The following is a 21,385-nucleotide window of genomic DNA, read 5'->3' on the forward strand; positions in this document are numbered from 1 at the left end:
CAGTTCGCACCGAACGTCGACTGCGGCGACCACGTTATCGTCATCAACGCCGACAAGGTTCACATCTCGTCGAACAAGCGCGACCGCGAAATGCGTTACCGCCACTCCGGTTACCCGGGTGGTCTGAAGACCATGTCGCTGCGCCGGTCGATGGAACTGCACCCCGAGCGGGTTGTCGCCGAGGCAATTGAGGGCATGATGCCCCACAACAAACTGTCCCGTCAGGCGATCAAGAAATTGCGGGTCTACGCCGGACCCGAGCACCCGCACGGTGCCCGCAAGCCCGTTAACTACGAGATCAAGCAGGTGGCCCAGTGACCGAAGAAAACAACAACAACGCAACCTCCGAGGACATCGCCGCCGCCCAGGCCGCGACCGAGGAATTCACCTCCACCATCGGTGACGCTGTCGCTCCCGAGGTCGAGGAAACCGAGACCGTCGCCGCTGAGCCGCTGACCCTGGATCACCCGATCCAGACCGTCGGCCGCCGTAAGCGCGCCATCGTGCGTGTCCGCATGACCCAGGGTTCCGGCAAGTTCATCTGCAACGGCCGCACCCTGGAGGAGTACTTCCCGAACAAGCTGCACCAGCAGCTGATCAAAGCCCCGCTGCTCCTGGTGGACCGGGAAGGCCAGTTCGACATTGTCGCCAACCTCAAAGGTGGCGGCCCGACCGGTCAGGCCGGTGCTTTCCGCCTGGCCATCGCCCGTGCGCTCAACGCGTTCAGCGATGCGGACCGCCCGGCCCTGAAGAAGGCCGGCTTCCTCACCCGTGACGCCCGTGCCGTGGAGCGCAAGAAGGCCGGTCTGCACAAGGCCCGCCGCGCACCGCAGTACTCGAAGCGCTAAGTCGGCAACGGACTTACCACCAACCAAAAAACCACATACCGGCACGCTTATACCGTGTGCCACCGGTTTTCACCGGCTGTTCCCCTGGGCTTTGTCCCGGGCGAACAGCCGGTTTTTCTTTTGCGTGCGTATTGTTGGTCGTCCCTCCGGTTTTCCCCGTTGCAGTGTGCAACTGATGGTGGACACAGCAACCAGTGATGGTTTTCAGTGGTGGGATGCTGTTGGATACGTCGTCAACAGGTAACGCCGCTGTCCACGACATGGTGGTATTTCGGTGCACAATGCTGCAGCAGAATACGGATGGTGTGGGGGGCAATTGTCTGGCTCGTTCCTGGAGCCGCTTCCGTGACAGGGCCGAGTCTTGCCAGGCGTTACAGCCCCCGGTATGCACGACCGTGACGATACGGTCCGGCCAAAAACATCGAGGCTGGCGAAACTCACAGCATGGCGGTAGAAAACACCGGTACCACGGCAACTGCATCCGGGCATGCGGGACAACGGTTAACACTTGCTAGGGGGCATCCGATCATTGAATCCACCTATTTTTCATTCCCCACTCTGATTCATTGATCTGACACTGCACCGTACAGATTCCTGAAAGTCGTCGGCTCACTGACGGCCCGCCTTCTGCAACTGCGACGGATGCGCCGATGCTTATCCGCAGTCCGGTCCCGGTGGGATATGGGAGGTGGGAAATGCCTGTCCACCTGGCGGCTTCGACGCAAACGGGGGTGGCAACGCCGGCTGTGCAGTCAGTATGGAAATGACTGTTCACAGCGGGTTTTTTCGGGTTTTCAGGGGCGCTGGGGTCGGGTGGGTGCTGGGGATATGGAACCACCCGCGGGAGATACCAGTCCAACAACTGTGACACCGGGAAAAACCCGCCACACCACAGCACCGACACCATCAACCAGGCACACATTCACAGTGCTCTTTGGGGAAGGGGCCTTGTCCCAGCGGTCCATCCCCGTTGCCCGCGGTGGATGACGTCGGACACAACATTTGAAAGACGGCAACCACAAAGCACCATGTTCACACTCGACTTCGATCCCGCGCAGCAGCACCGGGCGGCAGCCGGATTCGCCGCCGCCGCGGAAGAGGAACTCAACCTTCACCAGAGCGAACGGCCCAATCTTCCGGCCGGGGCGTTGGGGCAGGAATACAGCCACACCTCGGCCCGGGTGAGCCAGCTGCTGGAGATGATTCACGACGACACCTGCCGAAAATACGATCTGCTGGCTGCCGCCGGGCGAACCTTCGGCAGACAGGTCGATGCCCACGTCAACCAGGACCGGCTCAATGCCGACGGATACCGGACGGATACAACCCGATGAGCGACACGATGCAGTTGAAAGAAAACATTCTCGCCGACTACGGCCGGTCGGTGGCGGCCCTGCAGGGGTCATTGTTCGGGGCGTCCTATCCCGGGCCGGCCATCGGCCCGGGGCAATTGGGAAGTCGTCTTCACGCCACCGACGGCCTGCAGCCGGAGGTCGTGGCCGCGTCCGCCAGAAAAGCCACCCGGCCCGGCAATATGCGTCGCATCCACCGGCTGGGAAGACGGATGGCCAAAGGCGCCCGCGGTTTTCTTCCCGGACTGGCGATCGATCTGTTGGGTGGTTTCCTCGACGACCTGGTCAACAACCACGACCGGAAACAGAAAGCCGCTGACCGAACCTGTGACGCGGCCTATATTGCCGGTGCCATCGACAAGGAATGTCTCGGGGCGATCAGCGGTATCGTCCGCAGCGCCTACACCACGATCACCGGTCTGGTTCATGCGGCCAATGTTCTTTCCCCGGTCATGCCCGCCCAGGCGAAAGTGGCTTTTATGGCCGCGGCTTTTCTGCTCGACCAGGTCGGTCCGCTGGTGATGATGCTGCTCAACGACCGGGACACCAATCTGTCCGATCTGTGGGACGACGTGATCCGGGAGCTGGAAAAAGTCCTCAGCGAACTGAATCCGGACACCCCGCGGGGTTTGGACAACGACCTCGAATGTACCCCCGGGAAATCCAAACCCGCTCCACCGCCGGAACCGGAAGATCCGTGCCATCCGCCCGCCGACAACGGCACACACGGCAAAGACGGTAAAGAAAACAAAGAGTGCACAGACAGCAAGGACGGTACAGACGGCAAGGATGACGCAAACGGCCACCATGATCCCGGGGATACCTGCACACCGCCGGAGGACAAGGGCGATGGCGGGAATCACAATCCGTCGACCGGCCCGCAGGCAGTAGGCCCCGGCGGCGGTGCAGCCCCCGGCACATGCGGTCCGAATGACAACCAGACCGGGTCGGACAACAGCACACCAGGCGGATCCAACCCCAGGACACCGGCGCCGGGAGCAACTCCCGGTGGTGGGGGAGCAGGATCAGCCCCTGCCGGTGCGGGCAGTGGCGCTGTCCCCGGTGGCGGGGCACAGCCGTGCCCGCAGAACACCCGTCCCGGAACAATCACCGATGCTAAAACCCACGCCCAGTCGGGTGGCGGTAACGACGGAATCAAAGACCCCATTTCCACCAGCCCCAACGGCACCGGCACCGCCGACTGCGGCAACCGGACCGTCACCAACCGAACACCCGGCAATCCGGGTGCAGCCGTTCCCCCGGCAACCGGCACCCCGGTCCCGGCGGCACCCGGCTCCGCGGCGGCGGCTACCGGGAAAAATGTCTGCGGGATACCGACAACACCCGCCGGTCAGCCCGGTACCCAGACACCGGCATCCAGCGGCAAAAACGGCGGATCCGGGGACGGGAAAGACGGTCACTGCGGCTGCGGTGACAGCCACGGCCGGGATAGCGGTGAACCGCACACTCCGCCGGTGGACACTGACGGTGACAACCCGTCAGCAGACAACCCCCGGGAGGAACCGGACAGTGCAGACCGGGTGGAACCGGATTCGCGGGATTCCGACACCGGTGACGGCGACAGCGGCAGCGAGCAGGGATCGTCCGGGTCGACGGGTCTTTTCGGTGAGATCACTGGCTTTTTCGATGATCTTCTGCCGGACGGATTTATCACCGAGATCGTCACCGGCCTGGTGGGAACAGTCGGTATCTCTTTGCTGACGGCGGGCATCAACGATTTTGTCCAGCATCTGCCGGAAAGAATCCAGCAGTTCATCGACACGTTCGCCCCGCCGCCGCCACCCCCGGCGCCACCCGTGGCTGACTGTCCCGCCTCCGCCCCGGAACCGGCGGCGGCCACACCACCAGAACCTGCCCCGGCCCCGGCGCCGGCCCCGGCACCCCAGCCGGCACCGGCACCTGCAGCGCAGCCGGCACCGGCACCGCAGCCCGCCGTGGCCACCCGGCCCGGGCCGCAGCCGGGACAACCGAACCAGCCTGTGGTGTGCACTCCCGCCCCGGCCGGTCAACCCGCCGGAAGCGACGACGATCACGCTGGTGCGGATGTGAAGGTCAGAAAGGCCGGTGCGTGGTGAGCAGCTCAGAATTCGATTCCTTCCTCGCCGATTTTGAATCCCGGCTGACCAAACGGATGCGGGATTTCGATCAGCTGGTGGAAAAAGAAGTGGCCAAAGTCAGCCGGGCCATTGAAGAAGAATCCCGCCGGCGCACCGCGTCCAAGCCGGCCCGGGACACCGGCCCGGCGCGCCCCGCACCCGACACACGCCACCAGATGGGGCCGCTGCTCGGGTCGGGTGCCCGGCCGGGTGACGGTGGGGCGCGGGGCCAGGCGGCGGCTCAACCGGCGCCCGGCCGGCGGCCCCGCCGCGGGCCGATCGGCAGTATCTATGGTTGAGCCGCCGGCGGGGACGAAAGCAACAACACAAAAGCCGCCATCCCGCCCAAAGGGCGGGGTGGCGGCGGGGCCGGACTGGGGCGCGGGGAACAGCTACTTTTTGACCGCTTCCAGATCGGCTTTGTCTTTGATCTCTTCGTCACTGAAGACCGCGATGTGTTTGCCGGTGGCTTCCGGATCGGAAAATGCCTTGTATTTGGATTGTTCATCCAACTGGTGCAGCAGGAATCCGGTGACCAGGCCGCGGATGGTTTCCTGGGCGCTGTACTGCGGCAGGCCCAGCCCGAGCAGGAGTTTACGGCCGAGGTTTTCGGAAAAACCCCACTGGTTGCCGTTGTCGATTTCTTTGTAGAGGCAGGTCCCGCCCCACTTGTAGGCCAGTTTGGCGGGGTTTCCGGCATCGAAGAGATTGTCCTGCCCGGAGCCGATCACCAACCCGGTGGCGGTTACTTTACGGGCCGCCATCTCGGCTTTCGGGGAGGTGGCGGCGGGGAAAATGGGGACCACGGCTGTGACTGTGTCGCGCCCGGCGGCGGCCAGGACAGCGCAGCCGCCGCCCATGCCGTGGCCGACAAGGCCCAGTTTGCCCGGGGAGACGGTGACATTGCCTTCGCCGAGTTTGACTCCGGCCAGCACCTGCAGGCAGGTGTCCATGTCGGCGGAAAAACAGCGGTGGTCGGCCAAAGTGTTCAGTTCGGTATCGGGTGCCGCAACAGCGATGCCCCAGCTGGCCAGGTGCCGCAGGGTGCGGTGGTAGTTGTTGATGCCTGTCAGCCAGTCGTGGCCGAAGACCACGCCGGGGATGCCGTTGCCTTTGGCGGGCACATAGATTTTCCCGGGAAGACCGACGTAGTCGAGGTCGCCGACCAGGACCCGGTGGGGGCCTCTTCTGCTGAGAGCGGACAAGTGTTTTTTCAGATTTCCAGCCACATCTCCACAGGATAGTGGATGGGGGAGGATCGGCAGGAACCGTCACCCCGCAGCAGTGATCGGGGTGTGCGGCAGATGCTGTTTCACCCCCTTGATTGGGGGTTTGCGGGGTGTGAAAACAATGGTTGCCCCACCTGCTGTGACCGTCGTGGTTCAGATCATGCGATAGGCTCTGGGTCATGTGTGGAATTGTCGCTTATGTCGGGCCGCGTGATGCCCGTGATGTCATTGTCGACGCGCTGGGGCGCATGGAGTACCGGGGCTATGATTCCTCCGGTCTGGCGGTGGCCGACAGCGGCCGTGTTGAGGTGTGCAAACGGGCCGGGAAGCTGGCCAATCTCACTGATCTGATTGAGCAGGTCGGCCCTGAGACGTTGTCCGGGCACACCGGTATCGGGCATACCCGGTGGGCGACCCATGGCCGGCCCACCGACGCCAACGCCCATCCGCATGTCAGTGCCGACGGCAAAGCGGCCATCGTGCACAACGGCATCATCGAGAATTCGGCTGTGCTGCGCGACGAACTTACCGCCCAGGGCGTTGAGCTGGCATCCGACACCGATTCCGAGGTGGCCTGCCATCTGCTGGCGCGGGAGTTCAACCAGGGGGACAACAAAGGTGATTTCCTGGCCAGTGTGCTGTCGGTGATCAACCGCCTGGAGGGGGCGTTCACGCTTTTGTTCATGCACGCCGACCGGCCCGGGGAGATTATTGCCGCCCGCCGTTCCACCCCGCTGATTGTCGGGGTGGGTGACGGTGAGATGTTCCTCGGCTCTGATGTGGCCGCTTTCATCGAATTCACCCGCCATGCCGTGGAGCTGACACAGGATTCGGTGGTGCGGATCACCGCCGACGGACACGAGATCATGGATTTCACGGGCCGGGCGATCACCGGCCGGGATTTCACCATCGACTGGGATTTGGCTGCCGCGGAAAAAGGCGGCTACGACTCTTTCATGCTCAAGGAAATCCATGAGCAGCCGGCCGCCGTGCGGGACACCCTGGCCGGGCATTTCGACGGCAACCGGGTGCTGTTGGACGAACAGAATCTCACCGGCGCCGACATGCGCAGCTTCGACAAGGTTTACGTGGTGGCCTGCGGGTCGGCCTACCATTCGGGGCTGCTGGCCAAATACGCCATCGAACACTGGGTGCGGCTGCCGGTTGAAATCGAGGTCGCCAGCGAATTCCGCTACCGGGATCCGGTGCTGGATTCCCGCACCCTGGTGGTGGCGGTGTCGCAGTCGGGGGAGACGGCCGACACCCTGGAGGCGGTGCGCCACGCCAAAGAGCAGGGGGCGAAAGTCCTGGCGGTGTGCAACACCAACGGGGCGCAGATTCCCCGGGAAGCCGATGCGGTGCTCTACACCCATGCCGGCCCGGAGATCGGGGTGGCTTCGACCAAAGCGTTTCTGGCGCAGGTGGCGGCCAACTACATTGTCGGGCTGGCACTCGCCCAGGAGCGGGGCACCAAATATCCGGATGAGATCCGGGAGATTTGGGCGGAGCTGGAAGCCATCCCGGCGAAAATCGAGGCGCTTTTGACCTGTGAACAGCAGTGCCTGGACATTGCCCGGGGACTCGGGGCGATCCGCACCATGCTGTTTCTGGGCCGCGGGGTCGGTTTTCCCGTTGCCCTGGAAGGGGCGCTGAAACTTAAAGAGCTGGCCTACATCCACGCCGAGGGGTTCCCGGCCGGGGAACTCAAACACGGCCCGATCGCCCTGATCGAGGATGATCTTCCCGTGGTGGTGGTGGTTCCCTCGCCGCGCGGGGTGAAGGTGCTGCACTCGAAGATTGTCTCCAATATCCAGGAGATCCGTGCCCGCGGCGCGAAAACCATTGTGATTGCCGAACAGGGCGATGATGCGGTGGAACCCTACGCCAACTGGCTGATCAGGATTCCACAGACCTCGTCGATCATGCAGCCGCTGCTGGCGACGGTTCCGCTGCAGTTTTTGGCCGCGGAAATCGCCCGCCAGTGCGGGAATGAGGACATTGACAAGCCGCGCAACCTCGCGAAATCGGTGACGGTGGAGTAGAACACGATGTGCCCGTATCCGGTCCACACCCCGCAGGCGGTCCGTACCGCGGAGCTTCCGCTTGTCGCACGCATGGGGGAGACGCTGATGCGTCACGCGGCTTTCGCCGTGGCCTGCAGCTGTGTGCGGGTACTCAAACACACCAGAATCAACGGGCCCTCCGGTGCCCGGGTGCTGGTTTTGGCCGGTTCCGGCGGCAACGGCGGGGATGCGCTCTATGCCGCGGCAGAGCTGAAAAAACGCGGCGCCCAGATCACCGTGTGGACCACCTCACCATCCGTGCACCAACCGGCCCTGGACGCCCTGGGCCATGTCAGGCGGAAAGGATCCGGCTGTGAGGCGCCGTTTGATGTGGCGGATGCGGCGGCGGCCGATCTGATCATCGACGGCATTGTCGGTATCGGTGCCACCGGTGGTTTGCGCGGGCCGGCGGCGGTGGCCGCGGCTGTGGTGGCGGGCCACAAACAATGCCCGGTGGTGGCGGTTGACATTCCTTCCGGGGTGGATCCGATGACCGGGCACAAGCATTCCGATGCGGTGGTCGCCGATGTGACGGTGACTTTCGGCGCCCGGAAACCCGCGCATGTGCTCGGCGGGGGGTACTGCGGTGAAGTGGTGTGCGTGGGTTTGGGCATTGATCAGCAGCTGTCGCATGTGCCGCCGTGGGCCCGGGTGGTGACCTCCTCCGACCTGGTTGACTGGCCGGTGCCCGGCCGATTGTCGAACAAATACACCGGCGGGGTCACCGGTGTGCACGCCGGATCGGCCGCCTATCCCGGGGCGGCGGTGCTGGCTGTCACCGGCGCGGTGCGGGCGACCTCGCCGATGGTGCGTTACGCCGGTGAGTGCCGGGACCGGGTGCTGGCCACGCATCCGGAAGTGGTCACCTCCCCCACGGTGGACAGTGCCGGGCAGGTGGACTGCTGGGTCACCGGACCGGGGGCCGGGGTGGGGGACGATCAACTGGAATGGCTGATCGACCGGGACACCCCGCTGGTCATTGACGCTGATGCACTGACCCAACTGGCGGGGGACGAGCAGCTGCGCCACCGCTGTGCCGCCCGGCAGCATCTGACTGTGCTGACCCCGCATGACGGTGAATACGCCCGCCTGGTCGGCCGGAAACCGGGCCGTGACCGGATTGGGGCGGCCCGCAAACTCGCCGAACAGTTGGGCTGCTGCGTGCTGTTGAAAGGCCGGGTGACGGTGGTGGCCACCGCCGCCGAGGCTTTCCTGGTCGACGCCGAATGCTCGTGGGCGGCCACCCCCGGTTCCGGTGATGTGCTGGCCGGCATGATCGGTGCGGCGATTGCCCACCGGGCGGAGCCGATGAGTGTGGCCCTGGCGGCGAAGCTGCACGCCCAGGCGTCGAAGAGTTTGCGGGGACCGGCCCCGGCGGGTGATCTGGCGCGGGCGGTGACCGCCGTGCTGCGGGAGGTGGCCGCAGACAACCGGTGACACGCCGGGTCGCACCACCCCACCCCGGTGTGTGGCCCACAGGGTGGGCCACATCCTGCCCGGACACGTGCCGACAGTTTCAAAAATAGGCTTTGAACAGCGGTGACAGCATCTTTGGGCTATCCAAACCTTAAATTTGGCAGTGTGTCCTAAAAGCGGCGCGCCTGCCGGTGCGGTGGCAGAATAGCCCACATGGACCTGCTTGAACAGCGCATCGACCTCGATGCCATCGCACACAATGTGCGCACCGTCAAAAAGGTGGCCGCACCGGCAAAGCTGATGTGTGTGGTCAAAGCCGACGCCTACAACCACGGGGCTGTGGAATGCGCCAGGGTGATGGCCGCCAACGGCGCCGACCAGTTCGGTGTGGCCACCCTTGATGAGGCTTTCGCGTTGCGTGGGGCTGGTATCGACAAGCCGATCCTGGCCTGGATTTGGCGCCCCGAGCAGGATATCGTGCGCGCCATTGAGATGGGTATCGATTTGGGGGTGTCCTCCCCGCCGCATGCCCGGGCCGTGGTCACCGCCACCAAAATGGCGTCCCTGAAAGCCCGGGTGTCGGTGAAAGTGGAAACCGGTCTGGGCCGTTCCGGGGTGGTGGAAGATGAATGGCTGGCGGTGTTCCGCATGCTGGCCGGCGCCGGTTCCCGTATCGATGTCACCGGTATTTTCAGCCACCTGGCACTGGGTGATCGCCCGGAACATCCCTTCAACGACATTCAGGTGTCCGCCTTCCGCCGTGCCCTGCAGGCCGCCCGCTCGGCGGGGCTGCACCCCACGGTCAACCACCTGGCGAATTCACCGGGCACCTTAAGCCGCACAGACCTGTTTTTCGACATGGTCCGCCCCGGACTGGTGCTCTACGGGCTGGAACCGCTGGACGGATCGACCCACGAACTCATTCCGGCGATGAGCCTGGTGGCCAGGATCACGGTGGTCAAACCGATCCGCGCCGGGGCGCCGGTGTCCTACGGGGGAACCTGGACCGCACCGGAAGACGGCTATACCGCGGTGGTGGCCGCAGGCTACGCCGACGGGATTATGCGGCGCTGGCAGGACCACATGGATGTGTCCATAGGCGGCTACCGCTACCCGCAGGTCGGCCGGGTGTGCATGGACCAGTTCGTCATCTGGCTGGGGGAGAACAAACACGCCGTGTCCGCCGGGGCGGAAGCGGTGATTTTCGGGCCCGGCACCAACGGGGAGATGACCGCCACGGAACTGGCCGAACGCACCCAGACCATCAACTACGAGATCATCTGTTCCCCGCACGGCCGGGTCAAACGCACCTTCACCGGCACCGGCGAAGGCTAGGCCCGGGCAAAGAAAAAGGTGCCACCGGTGCCGCCTGTCCGACGGTTGCGGGCCGGTGCGGCAGGAACGTTTTCCGGCGACGGGTATTCTGGCCGGGGGCAGCCGCCCGGCCCCGACGACCCGCCCCCGGGAACCGGACGGGAAGGGGGTGGCAAACATGTCCCCCTTTTTTTCTTCGCTCCCCGTCCGCCCCGGTGCCCCGGGCACTGAAACGAAAAAGACTGGATACGCACATGCAGGATTGTCCCTCCGCCCACACCAGCCGCTGTGAAACATCCACCGACACCAGGCAGCTGGGGAAAAAGTTCGCCGCCGGTTTATCCGCCGGGGATGTGGTGATTTTGGACGGGCCGCTGGGGGCGGGGAAAACCACCTTCACCCAGGGCATCGCCGAGGGGCTGCAGGTGCGGGGCAAAGTCACCTCGCCGACGTTTGTCATCGCCCGGCAGCACCGCTCCACCGTCGGCGGCCCGGAGCTGATCCATGTGGACGCCTACCGGTTGATCGGTGACGGTGACAGCGGCGGCACCGACCCGGTCGGGGCGCTGGATTCGCTGGATTTGGACACCGATTTAATGGATGCGGTGGTGGTGGCCGAATGGGGCGGGGGACTGGTCGAACAGATCACCGACAGCTACTGGCTGGTCACCTTCGACCGCACAACCGCGGTGGTGGCCGATCCGGATTCCCACGCCCGCATCATCTCCTGGCAGCGCAAACACACCGGCTGAGCGGGGCGGGCCGGCGCCTTGCGCCGCACAACCGGGCTGTCAGCCGGGGTCGCGGGGGCGGCTGCGTAAAGTGGTGGGCGTGCTGATTCTTGCGCTTGACACCTCCACCCCGACACTGGTGGCCGGACTGGTTGACACCGACGACCGCTGCTTTGGCGCCGAAGCGGTTGTTCCCGACTGCCGGCGCCACAATGAGCAGCTGGTGCCGCTGGTCATGGACCTGGTGGCCGGCAAGGGGGTGCGCCTTGCCGACCTGGACGCCATTGTCACCGGCTGCGGGCCGGGTCCTTTCACCGGCCTGCGGGTGGGCATGGCCACCGCCGCCGCCTTCGGCGACGCCCTGGACATTCCGGTTTACGGGGTGTGTTCCCTGGATGCGATCAACGCCGCGGTGGCTGCGGCGGACAGCGGCGAAGATCCGGACTGTGTCCGCCTGATCGCCACCGACGCCCGCCGCCGGGAACTGTACTGGGCCTGCTACCGCGGCGACAGGCGCATCAGCGGCCCGTCGGTGACCGCCCCGGCCGCTGTGGCCGACACCCTGGGGCGCGCCACCGTCGACGAGATCAGTGTCGTCTCCGTCCCGGCGGCGCTGCGCGACAGCCTCGGCGGATTGGTTGACAGCCGCCGGGTCACCGACGCCCACCCCACCGCCGCCGGCCTGGTCGGGGTGGCCGATCTTTGCGCTGATCCGCAGCCCCTGGTCCCGCTGTACCTGCGTCGGCCGGACGCGAAAGAACCGGCCCCCAGGCCACCGTCACCGGCCCTGCCGCCGCGGATGTGACAGCAGCCAACAACCACACCCGGATGGTGACCGCTGGCCTGAGGCTTAAAAAAGTTCTTCCGCCGGGGCGCGGGCTGTCTTCGCGGACCCGTGGGATCCCCGCTGCGGCCGTGCCCGGCGGCGGCCGGGGGGGATCGGCGGGTTGTCGCCGGGTGCGGGCAGGCTAGATTGGTCGCTTGTGAGTGGAGAAGACAACCATGGGCTGCGATCACTTCTGCCGGAGGACGCCGGGCGCCTGGCGGAGATGGAGCAGGTGCTGTTTGCGGGCGACAGCCCCTGGACGGCACGGATGTTCCACCGGGAACTTGCCAGTCCCGTCTCCGCTTATTTCGGTTGTGACTGTGACGGGATGCTGGTGGCCTATCTGGGCATCGGTATCCGCGGCCCGCGGAACGACCCCGAATTCGAGATCCTCACCATCGGCTGTGACCCGGCCTACCAGCGGCGGGGCCTGGCCCGACGGCTCATGGGGCATGCCGTGCACATCGCCGAGAAGGCCCATGGTCCGGTGTATCTGGAGGTGCGCTGCGACAATGATCCGGCCATCGCCTTGTACCGCAGTTTCGGTTTCACCATCGCGGGGGTGCGGAAAAACTATTACCAGCCTTCCGGGGCGGACGCTTTCACAATGGTCAGACCGGCGGTCTAGATTGGGGGACGACATCCGGCGCCCGCCGGGGCGGGTGTCCGTTCCCCGGCAACCGCCGGGATCCGTGCCCCTTCGAGACGCAAAGAAACCGACGATGACCACTTCCCGGAAGCTGTCCTCCGCCCCCCACCCGCCGCTGACGGTGATGGGGATTGAATCCTCCTGCGATGAAACCGGTGTCGGTATCGTCCGGCTGGACCACGACGGTGACCGCACCACAGTGACTGTGCTGGCTGATGCTGTGGCCAGTTCCATGGACGAACACGCCCGCTTCGGTGGTGTGGTGCCCGAAATCGCCTCCCGGGCGCATCTGCAGGCCATGGGGCCGGTGATGCGGCAGGCGTTGCAGCAGGCCGGCATCACGCGCCCCGATGTGGTGGCGGCCACCGTCGGCCCGGGCCTGGCCGGGGCGTTGCTGGTGGGGGCGTCAGCGGCGAAAGCCTATGCCGCGGCCTGGGATGTGCCCTTCTACGGGGTCAACCACCTGGGCGGGCATGTGGCCGTGGCCACGCTCGACGGGGACGGTTATCTGCCGCATGCGGTTGCCCTGCTGGTCAGTGGCGGCCACACCCAGCTGCTGGAGGTCGACGGGGTGGGCCTGCCGATGAAGGAACTGGGTTCCACCCTCGATGATGCGGCCGGGGAAGCCTACGACAAGGTCGCGCGGCTGTTGAACCTGGGCTACCCCGGTGGCCCGGTGATCGACAAGCTGGCGAAAGCGGGAAATCCGGCAGCCATCGACTTTCCCCGCGGCATGATGAAAAAATCCGATTCGCGGCATGATTTTTCCTTCTCCGGGCTGAAAACCGCCGTCGCCCGCTACGTGGAAGCCGCCGAGCGGGAAGGCCGGGTGATCAGCGTGGAAGACGTCTGCGCCTCATTCCAGGAGGCCGTTTGTGATGTGCTGACCAAAAAAGCGGTGCGGGCCTGCACCGACACCGGAGCGAAGGTGCTGCTTTTAGGTGGGGGAGTCGCCGCCAACAGCCGCCTGCGGGAACTGGCGCACCAGCGCTGCACCTCGGCGGGGATTACGCTGCGGGTGCCCGCGTTCACCCTGTGCACCGACAACGGGGTGATGATTGCCGCCCTGGCGGCCCATCTGGTCGCCGAAGGTGCCGCACCCTCCCCGCTGGACATCGGCACCGACCCCTCCCTGGATGTGGAAATCCCGCAGGTCACCGAATCCTTCGGGTAGACACACACCGGACCCGGGCGTCCGCGGCCGCACCCGCCGGGGCGGGCACATCTGCGGCAGCTTCACCGGACAACGCCTTTCGCCCCGGCGGTGCGCTAGCCTTGAAAGCCGTCCGGCACGTCCGGCGGCGGGAGAAACCACAACCGGCCCGCCCACTGCCGTGCCCCGCCGGTTGTGGTCAACACCCCTTCCGTTACGCCCCCTCAACGCTGAAAGGCACCCCACCTCGTGGCCGAGAAACACTCCCCGTCCTGTGCCGGCGGGACAAGCGCCAAAGCCCCCGCGGGAATGGTGAAAAAAATCATCAACTTCACGCTCGTCGGCGTGGTGGGGGCGATCTGTGACTACGGATCCCGCTGGATCATGCTCAGCCTGGGGGTTCCGGCTTTCGCCGCCCGCGGCGGCTCCTACATCATCGGCTCGACGGTCGCCTACTACCTCAACAGCTTTTTCACTTTCTCCGGCAACCGCTCCCGCGGGGAGAAAATCCGTGCCGCCGTCTCCTACGTGGTGTGCTTCACCCTGGCCGTGGGGGTGGATGCCCTGGTCCGGCACACCCTCCCGGATCTGCCCTACCTGTACACCGTCAGCTGGGTGGCCTCCCAGGCGGTGGCCACCATCACCAACTTTCTGCTGCAGAACCTGTGGGTGTTCCAGGGGGACAGAAATAACAAACGGTGACGCTGTCACCGCCGCCGGTGGGCGGTCGGTGGAGTGCCGCGGCCGGGCTGCAGGCACTGCCGTGAAAGGTTACGCAGCGGTGAATTCTTGCGGAATCTTGTGCCCGACACCGTCATCCGGGATGACGGTGTGGGCGGCGGGGCAATAGATTTGGTCGGTGCAGTGTGCCCGCTGGCCCCCGGGGATGGGGGTGGGATGTGCCCGTTGACAATAATGTTCCCCCACCACCCGTTGTTCGACGGGTGACAGACCCCAAGGACAGTGACCGACGACAATGACCAAAGCCCTCCTGGTTGAACCCGATCTTTCGGCCCGTGACATCGACGTTGACCCCACCAACATGGCCCCGCTGTTCGGCGACGCCAACGCCCGGGTGAGCGTGGCCTTCGACGGTGACGGCACCGGCATTGCCGCGGTGTACGGAACCGATGCCCGTCAGCAGGGCGGCCAACCCAACCCGGTGGCCTCCATGGCGAAAAACCGGGCCGCCACCGGCAATGCCGCTTTTTTCACCGACCCCACCAACGCCATCTGCGGGCCGGTGGTGTTCATCGGTGCTGACGGCCACGATCTTTCCGACAGCGAAGCCGGGGAAGTGGCCGACGGTATCCGTGCCGTGGCCAACTACATCGACGACCAGCCCGAGGAATACCGGCTGTGGCATGAGGCCGTGATGAACCTGGATGCACCGGGGCACTGAGCAGTCGGCAGCAGATCCTCGCCCGGGCTGCGGCCCGGGGGAGCGCACAGATGAAAAAACCGCCACCGCCGACCCGGTCCATGCCGGGGGGGGCGGTGGCGGTGTGCTGTCCGGGGGCCGGATAGCACCGGGGTCCCAAGGAAACGATCAGTTCTCGCCGTAGTAGTACTCGAAGGTCTTGCTGAAGCACTCCTGCTGGGAGGCCTGGGATCCGGCTTCCTGGCAGGCCTGCAGGTCGTCGAGGAAACCATCGGGCAGGCTGGCAAACAGGACGGCCACAATGATCACCGGGGCCAACAGGCCGATGATCGACAAAACCAGGGCGGTAATCGACATGCCCTTGCGTTTGCCCTTGCCCGCGAGCTTCTTGCCGCGGACCAGGGCGATAATCGACAAAATCAGACCGATCAGGGCAAACGGCAGGCCGAAGATCAGCAGCAGGCAGCCGAGTATGCCGAGGATCGCAAACACCAGGGCGGCCACCGCCACGCCGTTGGAGCCGGTGGCCTGCGGGGCGGAGGAATAATCGCTGCCGTAGGGCTGCTGGCCGTAGGGCTGCTGACCGTAGGGCTGCTGACCGTAGGGTTGGCCGCTGTTGGGCTGGCCGAAATTCTGGCCGCCCGCGGCCTGCGGATCCTGGTAGGGTTCACCGGCGCCGGCGTTGTTGTTTCCGGGGTAGGGGGTTGTCACGGGTTGATCACTGCTTTCATATGTGTCGGGTCATTGGTTTTTCTAGCAATCGGCCCCAAGCTCCACCACTGCGCATCCCGGGGCGGCGGGTGCCGCGGCCGGTCTGCGCCGCACTGGAGCTGCTGTGTGGTCGGCCACTGTCGAATATAGATAACTACACCCGTTCGTGCGAGGTGCGGGCTGTTGCGGACACCGCCGGTTGCCCGGCTGCCGTCACCGCCCCCGGGCTGCCGGCCCCCGTGGTGCCACAGCCGGATTCGGGTGGTCCACGCCGCGTTTTCCCACCGCGAACAAAAAACAAAACAGCAGGTGGAACGCCTTGTTTGTCACTGATGCGGCACTGGCTGGGCGCTGTTGCAACAGATGATGTTGAGTGCTGGCACTTGCACGGGTAGAGTGCCAGGCAGGTTGTGGGGGATGCCGGAAAGACAACGGCTATCCGCGACAAAAGCCGGGACACACGATTTTTTCCGTGCCCGTCGGCCGGTGGAGATGATCCGTCGGCCCCGGCTGCATCCCCGTGGACAACATGACCGGCACATCAAGTTCACTTTTCATACAGCCAGTGGAGGAATAACACCGTGGCGAACATCAACATCAAGCCGCTCGAGGACCGCATCGTCGTCCAGATCAACGAAGCCGAAACAACCACCGCTTCCGGTCTGGTCATCCCGGACTCCGCCAAGGAGAAGCCGCAGGAAGCCACCGTCATGGCCGTCGGTGAGGGTCGTTTCGACGATTCCGGCAAGCGCGTGCCCATGGATGTCAAGGTCGGTGACGTCGTCGTGTTCTCGAAGTACGGCGGAACCGAAATCAAATACCAGGGCGAGGAATACCTGATCCTCTCCCAGCGCGACATTCTCGCCATCGTCGAGAAGTAAGTCATTCATCCTTGCCTGACACCGCAGCCGGCGCCGCCGATGCACCCGCAACCGGCATCGCCGGAGCTGCCCCGATGTCACTGACAACAACTTTTTATCAGGAAGGTTGAACGTAACTTCATGCCGAAGCTCATAGCTTTCAACGAACAGGCCCGCAAAGGGATTTCCGCCGGTGTCGACAAACTCGCCGACGCGGTGAAAGTCACCCTGGGCCCCCGGGGCCGCTACGTGGTCCTGGACAAGCCCTACGGTGGCCCGCAGGTCACCAACGACGGTGTCACCATCGCCCGCGAAATCGAGGTTGACGATCCCTTCGAAAACCTCGGTGTCCAGCTGGTCAAATCCGTGGCCGTCAAAACCAATGACGCCGCCGGTGACGGCACCACCACCGCCACACTTCTGGCCAAAGCCCTGATCAACGAGGGGCTGCGCAACGTGGCCGCCGGGGCGAACCCGATGGAGCTGAACAAGGGCATCGTTGCCGCGGCCGACAAGACCGTGGAACTGCTCAAACAGCGCGCCACCGAGGTCAACTCCACCAAGGACTACGCCGATGTGGCCACCGTGTCCTCCCGGGACGCCGAGGTCGGCGAGATGGTTGCCGGTGCCATGGACAAGGTCGGCAAAGACGGTGTCGTCACCGTCGAGGAATCCCAGTCGATGGAAACCACTCTCGACATCACCGAGGGTGTGTCTTTCGAAAAGGGCTTCCTGTCGCCCTACTTCATCACCGACGTCGACAGCCAGCAGGCTGTGCTCGATGACGCCCTGGTGCTGCTGGTCCGCAACAAGATCTCCTCCCTGCCGGATTTCCTTCCCGTGCTGGAAAAGATCGTCGACTCCGGCAAACAGGTGCTCATTGTCGCCGAGGACATCGAGGGCGAACCGCTGCAGATGCTGGTGGTCAACTCGATCCGCAAGACGCTGAAGGTCGTGGCGGTGAAATCGCCGTACTTCGGTGACCGCCGCAAGGCGTTCATGGATGATCTGGCGATCGTCACCGACGCCACGGTCATCGACCCGGAGATCGGCGGCACCCTCAAAGACGCCACCCTCGACCAGTTCGGTTCCGCCCGGCGCATCACCGTCACCAAGGACTCCACCGTCATTGTCGACGGTGCCGGTACCGCGGAAGCCGTCGAGAAGCGCCGCGAGCAGATCCGCCGCGAAATCGAGGCCTCCGACTCGTCGTGGGACAAGGAGAAACTGGGCGAACGCCTGGCCAAACTGTCCGGCGGCATTGCCGTGATCCGGGTTGGTGCCGCCACCGAAACCGAGGTCAGTGAGCGCAAGCTGCGGGTCGAAGACGCCATCAACGCCGCCAAAGCCGCGGCCGATGAAGGTGTCATCGCCGGCGGTGGCTCAGTTCTGGCCCAGATTGCGCGTGAACTGGAAAGCTATGCCGACCAGTTCGACGGCGATCAGAAAGTCGGTGTCAACGCCCTGGCCAAAGCCCTGGTCAAACCGCTGTTCTGGATCGCCGAAAACGCCGGCGAGGACGGGGCCGTGGTGGTCAGCAAAGTCCAGGACAAAGACAACGGCATCGGTTTCAATGCCGCCACCCTCGAGTACGGCAACCTCATCGAGGCGGGCATCATCGATCCCGTCAAGGTCACCCACTCGGCAGTCGTCAACGCCACCTCCGTGGCACGCATGGTGCTGACCACGGAAGCCTCCGTGGTTGAAAAACCCGAAGAAGAAGACGACGACAACGACTCGGGTCACAAGCACTAGTTTTTCTTCACGGCCGCGACAGTCCCACCCGTGCCGGTCCATTGTGGTGGGTTGCTGCCGCAGCCGTTGTCCACCGGCCGGTCACCCCTTGGTTTCACGCCAGCGGGGTGACCGGCCGCTGGCGTGTTGCCGCCGGTGACGAGCCGCGACCGGCAGTGCGGCCAACGGGCGGCGGGAAAACCCCTCCGGGGGAATCTGTGCGGCGCATGAACGTGGTCCGCCCCGGTGCGCGGGGGCGTGGGGCTGAATGCCGTTGCGGGGAGGTTGGGTACAATCCGTTGTCGGCGGCTGATCGTCCGCGATCTTCCGCCCAAGTATCCAGCCCACCCGCCCCGCCCCCCGCCCCAACAACGGTGGGGCCGGGACCGTTGCCGCCCGGTGCATTGTCCGGGGGTGCGGATCCGGCGCTGGATTGTGTGAGCACGTGACCGTCTTATCCGCCCAAAGAAAGCGACCCTGACACTGTGAGCGCCAGCGACAACGATCGGGAACTGGCGGAACTTGTTCCGCTGGCCGCCGACGGCGACCGCAAAGCGCTGCAGCGCATCATGGAGATCATCCACCCGATGGTGCTGCGCTACGCGCGAAGCAGGATCGGCTCGGGCCGTCATCCCACCGCCGAGGACATCGCCCAGGAAATCTGTCTGGCGGTGGCGACCTCGGTGGGTAACTACGTTGACCGGGGACGGCCGTTTATGGCTTTCGTCTACGGCATCGCCTCCAACAAAGTCGCCGACGCCCACCGGGCGGTCGCCCGCGACAGGTCCAATCCCACCGATGAGGTGCCCGATACGGCGGACGGCACGACGCCGGAAGAGTTTGCGCTGGTAGGCGACGGTAGTAACAGAGTGCGTGCTCTTCTCGATTCATTAAGTGACAAGGCGCGTGAAATCGTGATTCTGAGAGTCTTTGTGGGGCTGTCAGCCGATGAGACCGCATCCATTGTCGGATCGACCCCCGGAGCCGTGCGGGTCGCCCAACACCGGGCGCTGGCGGCTCTACGCAAACAGTTGGAAAGTCAGGAGCACTCGGATGAGTGAGCATCGCCAGGGCCACACGAACGGCCCGGACCGGGAAGAAAACTTTTCCGGCGATGACGCGTTCATCGACGCGCTGTCGCAGGGCATCGACCCCACCGACGGTACTGATGAACTCGCGGCCCTGCTTTTAGGTTTGCGCGAGGAAGTTGTGGCCCCCATGCCGCCCACCCCGGTGGTCTGCGGGCCGGAAGACGACGACGTGGCAACCACGGTGCTGCCCGCTGTCGGCAGTCTTGATGCCCGTCGGCGCAACCGGCCTGAACCGTCGGCTGCCCCGGCCGCCGACGGCGATGCGGCGGTCACGGATCTTGACCACCGCCGCGGCAGCCACAGTGGCTGGTTCGGCCACGGGCTGATTGGTGCGGCTGCCGCCACCCTGATCATTGCCGGTGGCGGGGCGATGGTGCATTCAGCCCAGCCGGGCGATTCCCTGTGGGGGATCAACCAGGCATTGTTTACCGACCATGCCGCCGTTGTGGAGCTGACCGCCACCCTGGAAGAAGCCGACAGCCGCAACGCGGAAGGCGATGTGCAGGGGGCACTGAAACTTCTGGAGCAGGCCAAAGCCCTGGCCCAGGAGATGAACGCCAAAGAACAGGCCGGTCATCCATCACCGGTGACAGCCACCGTCAAACAGACGGTCACCGCCACCGTCCCGGCTGACCCGGTCACCGTCACAGCCCCGGCTGCGGTGCCGCCCCCGGTCACCCAGACAGTGATGGTCACCGAAACGGTGACCCCCTCCCCGCTGCCGTCGGCCCCGAACCTGGAACCGGGCGTGCGTCCGACCACCTCGGCTCTCACCCCGCCCAGCTTCCCGGCACCGACCAGCCCGGCACCCGCCCCGGTGGCGCCGGAGAACACCTCACGGCAGCCCGCCCCCACCGAGGCCGCCCCGGCACCGGCAGCACCCACGACATCACGGGCGGAAGGCACCCACGTCTCCGCCCCGAGCGTGGTGGTGACCACCGGCCGCGCCCCCGCCCCGACCGGTGGTGCCGGCCCGGATGACGGCACCGGCACCGTGCCGACCGGATCAGCCGCAGACACCGTCGACCGGGGCGCCCCGGTCACCCGTACCGAAGACTAAAAAAAGCACCCGACCCGGCCCGGCCGGAGAAAACACAACCACACGCGGAGACCACCGCGGCGGTTGTGTTTTTTTCTGCCGTCCCCGGGTTGTCTCCCGCCCGCATCCGCGCTGTTGTGACGGGGATGGCACGCTGCGCCCCATCCGTGCCCTGCTGCCGCGGGTGGTTTATTCAAAAAAAAGACCCACCCCGCCGGGGTGGGTTCGATATGGCCTGCGGGTGCTTGCCGCCCGGTGTAACGGGCGGTCACCGCCGTCAGTGCGCTTCCAGGCCGTCCAGGTAGCCCAGGCAGTAGTCCCACGGCACATAGGCGTCGACATCGGGGTGGGCCGACGGTTCGTGGGCCGGGGCCAGCTGGTCGGCGATGGTGGCTTTCATATTCGACGTCATAATGTCCCAGTCGTAGTAGTGGGGTTCGCTGCAGTCCTCACAGACGAAACAAATCCCCAGGATTCCGCGGGGTTCCAGGGCGCGGCGGAATTCCGCCACCAGTTCCAGGTCCTCGGCCACCCGGGCTTTTTCCTCATCGCTGAGCGGGGCGACGTCCTCGTCGGGTTCCAGAAACGACGCCGGATCATTGGGATCGTCGGCGAAGGGATCGCGGGGCATCATGGAGTCGTAGTTCACAGATGCAACACTAAAACCACAGCCGGTAACAAGCAACCGGAACAGTGGCGGAAAAAACCCGCCGCCGGTTGGCGGCGGCCGCCGCCGGGGTGCCGTCCCGGCAATCCCCCCTAGACAGTGCCCCGGTGCGCTAATGTTGGGTGACAGTGCCCACAGCCCCCGGCTGTGCGGCGATCCGCCGATCCGGTGACCGGCGGAGACAAACCAGCCGGCCGTGACCGG

The 21,385-nt window shown here is 65.2% G+C and carries 21 protein-coding genes; 18 read left to right on the forward strand and 3 right to left on the reverse strand.

Translation table 11 applies throughout. From position 1 onward, the window contains the following. The 5 genes from rplM to JZY06_RS05340 all read left to right on the forward strand — a co-directional run. A partial coding sequence (gene rplM, locus JZY06_RS05320) for a 50S ribosomal protein L13 (RefSeq protein WP_242516657.1) occupies positions 1-318 on the forward strand: 318 nt, incomplete at its 5' end. Then, positions 315-848 (forward strand): 30S ribosomal protein S9, encoded by a 534-nt coding sequence (gene rpsI, locus JZY06_RS05325; RefSeq protein ID WP_207118916.1) that lies wholly within the window; start codon positions 315-317, stop codon positions 846-848. The genes rplM and rpsI, both read left to right, overlap by 4 nt. A 1,028-nt stretch (positions 849-1,876) precedes the next feature. Continuing rightward, positions 1,877-2,182, forward strand: a complete 306-nt coding sequence (locus JZY06_RS05330; protein ID WP_207118918.1) for a hypothetical protein — start codon at positions 1,877-1,879, stop codon at positions 2,180-2,182. Further along, positions 2,179-4,296 (forward strand): hypothetical protein, encoded by a 2,118-nt coding sequence (locus tag JZY06_RS05335; RefSeq protein ID WP_207118920.1) that lies wholly within the window; start codon positions 2,179-2,181, stop codon positions 4,294-4,296. Before JZY06_RS05330 ends, JZY06_RS05335 begins: the two co-directional genes overlap by 4 nt. Beyond that, positions 4,290-4,616, forward strand: a complete 327-nt coding sequence (locus JZY06_RS05340; protein ID WP_207118922.1) for a hypothetical protein — start codon at positions 4,290-4,292, stop codon at positions 4,614-4,616. The genes JZY06_RS05335 and JZY06_RS05340 overlap by 7 nt, the downstream gene beginning before the upstream one ends. 93 nt (positions 4,617-4,709) lie before the next feature. Here the strand turns inward: JZY06_RS05340 and JZY06_RS05345 are convergent, their stop codons facing one another. Next, positions 4,710-5,546: a dienelactone hydrolase family protein gene (locus JZY06_RS05345; protein ID WP_207118924.1), complete on the reverse strand. Its 837-nt coding sequence runs from the start codon at positions 5,544-5,546 to the stop codon at positions 4,710-4,712. A 179-nt stretch (positions 5,547-5,725) separates the two neighbouring features. On the opposite strand from JZY06_RS05345, the gene glmS reads away from it, so the two are divergent. The 9 genes from glmS (at position 5,726) to JZY06_RS05390 (ending at position 15,100) form a co-directional block, all read left to right on the forward strand. Then, entirely contained in the window at positions 5,726-7,588 is a 1,863-nt protein-coding gene (gene glmS / locus JZY06_RS05350; RefSeq protein WP_207118926.1) for a glutamine--fructose-6-phosphate transaminase (isomerizing), read from the forward strand. Between the two features lie 6 nt (positions 7,589-7,594). Further along, the gene (locus tag JZY06_RS05355; RefSeq protein WP_207118929.1) at positions 7,595-9,046 is read left to right on the forward strand and encodes an NAD(P)H-hydrate epimerase; all 1,452 of its coding nucleotides are present in this window, start codon (positions 7,595-7,597) and stop codon (positions 9,044-9,046) included. A gap of 192 nt (positions 9,047-9,238) precedes the next feature. Continuing rightward, positions 9,239-10,360 (forward strand): alanine racemase, encoded by a 1,122-nt coding sequence (gene alr, locus JZY06_RS05360; RefSeq protein WP_207118931.1) that lies wholly within the window; start codon positions 9,239-9,241, stop codon positions 10,358-10,360. A 233-nt stretch (positions 10,361-10,593) separates the two neighbouring features. Then, entirely contained in the window at positions 10,594-11,091 is a 498-nt protein-coding gene (gene tsaE / locus JZY06_RS05365) for a tRNA (adenosine(37)-N6)-threonylcarbamoyltransferase complex ATPase subunit type 1 TsaE (RefSeq protein ID WP_207118933.1), read from the forward strand. A 79-nt stretch (positions 11,092-11,170) separates the two neighbouring features. Beyond that, the gene (gene tsaB / locus JZY06_RS05370) at positions 11,171-11,875 is read left to right on the forward strand and encodes a tRNA (adenosine(37)-N6)-threonylcarbamoyltransferase complex dimerization subunit type 1 TsaB (RefSeq protein WP_207118935.1); all 705 of its coding nucleotides are present in this window, start codon (positions 11,171-11,173) and stop codon (positions 11,873-11,875) included. A gap of 244 nt (positions 11,876-12,119) precedes the next feature. Next, positions 12,120-12,524, forward strand: coding sequence for a ribosomal protein S18-alanine N-acetyltransferase (gene rimI / locus JZY06_RS05375; protein ID WP_207278753.1), 405 nt, complete (start codon positions 12,120-12,122; stop codon positions 12,522-12,524). 136 nt (positions 12,525-12,660) lie between these two features. After that, positions 12,661-13,719, forward strand: coding sequence for a tRNA (adenosine(37)-N6)-threonylcarbamoyltransferase complex transferase subunit TsaD (gene tsaD / locus JZY06_RS05380; protein ID WP_207278752.1), 1,059 nt, complete (start codon positions 12,661-12,663; stop codon positions 13,717-13,719). A gap of 228 nt (positions 13,720-13,947) precedes the next feature. Beyond that, positions 13,948-14,400 carry a GtrA family protein gene (locus JZY06_RS05385; protein ID WP_330617135.1) on the forward strand — a complete coding sequence of 151 codons (453 nt, stop codon included), beginning with the start codon at positions 13,948-13,950 and terminating at the stop codon, positions 14,398-14,400. Positions 14,401-14,674: 274 nt separating this feature from the next. Next, complete coding sequence (locus tag JZY06_RS05390) at positions 14,675-15,100, forward strand: hypothetical protein (protein ID WP_207118937.1); 426 nt, start codon at positions 14,675-14,677, stop codon at positions 15,098-15,100. 147 nt (positions 15,101-15,247) lie between these two features. On the opposite strand, the gene JZY06_RS05395 is transcribed toward JZY06_RS05390, so the two are convergent. Beyond that, on the reverse strand, positions 15,248-15,790 hold the full coding sequence (locus tag JZY06_RS05395; RefSeq protein WP_207118939.1) for a DUF4190 domain-containing protein: 543 nt from the start codon (positions 15,788-15,790) through the stop codon (positions 15,248-15,250). 581 nt (positions 15,791-16,371) lie between these two features. Here JZY06_RS05395 and groES point away from each other — a divergent pair. From groES to JZY06_RS05415, 4 genes are all read left to right on the forward strand, one after another. Then, the gene (groES, locus tag JZY06_RS05400; protein WP_207118941.1) at positions 16,372-16,671 is read left to right on the forward strand and encodes a co-chaperone GroES; all 300 of its coding nucleotides are present in this window, start codon (positions 16,372-16,374) and stop codon (positions 16,669-16,671) included. A gap of 120 nt (positions 16,672-16,791) precedes the next feature. Further along, positions 16,792-18,405 carry a chaperonin GroEL gene (gene groL, locus JZY06_RS05405; RefSeq protein WP_207118943.1) on the forward strand — a complete coding sequence of 538 codons (1,614 nt, stop codon included), beginning with the start codon at positions 16,792-16,794 and terminating at the stop codon, positions 18,403-18,405. A 464-nt stretch (positions 18,406-18,869) separates the two neighbouring features. Next, complete coding sequence (locus JZY06_RS05410; protein ID WP_207118945.1) at positions 18,870-19,445, forward strand: sigma-70 family RNA polymerase sigma factor; 576 nt, start codon at positions 18,870-18,872, stop codon at positions 19,443-19,445. Next, a complete protein-coding gene (locus tag JZY06_RS05415) occupies positions 19,438-20,535 on the forward strand; it encodes a hypothetical protein (RefSeq protein WP_207118947.1) in 1,098 nt (365 codons plus the stop codon). The genes JZY06_RS05410 and JZY06_RS05415 overlap by 8 nt, the downstream gene beginning before the upstream one ends. A gap of 256 nt (positions 20,536-20,791) precedes the next feature. Here JZY06_RS05415 and JZY06_RS05420 read toward each other — a convergent pair whose 3' ends face one another. Further along, complete coding sequence (locus JZY06_RS05420; RefSeq protein ID WP_207118949.1) at positions 20,792-21,163, reverse strand: DUF5319 domain-containing protein; 372 nt, start codon at positions 21,161-21,163, stop codon at positions 20,792-20,794. Positions 21,164-21,385: the final 222 nt, after the last annotated feature.

The organism is Corynebacterium mendelii (genome assembly GCF_017307055.1).
Taxonomy (GTDB): domain Bacteria; phylum Actinomycetota; class Actinomycetes; order Mycobacteriales; family Mycobacteriaceae; genus Corynebacterium; species Corynebacterium mendelii.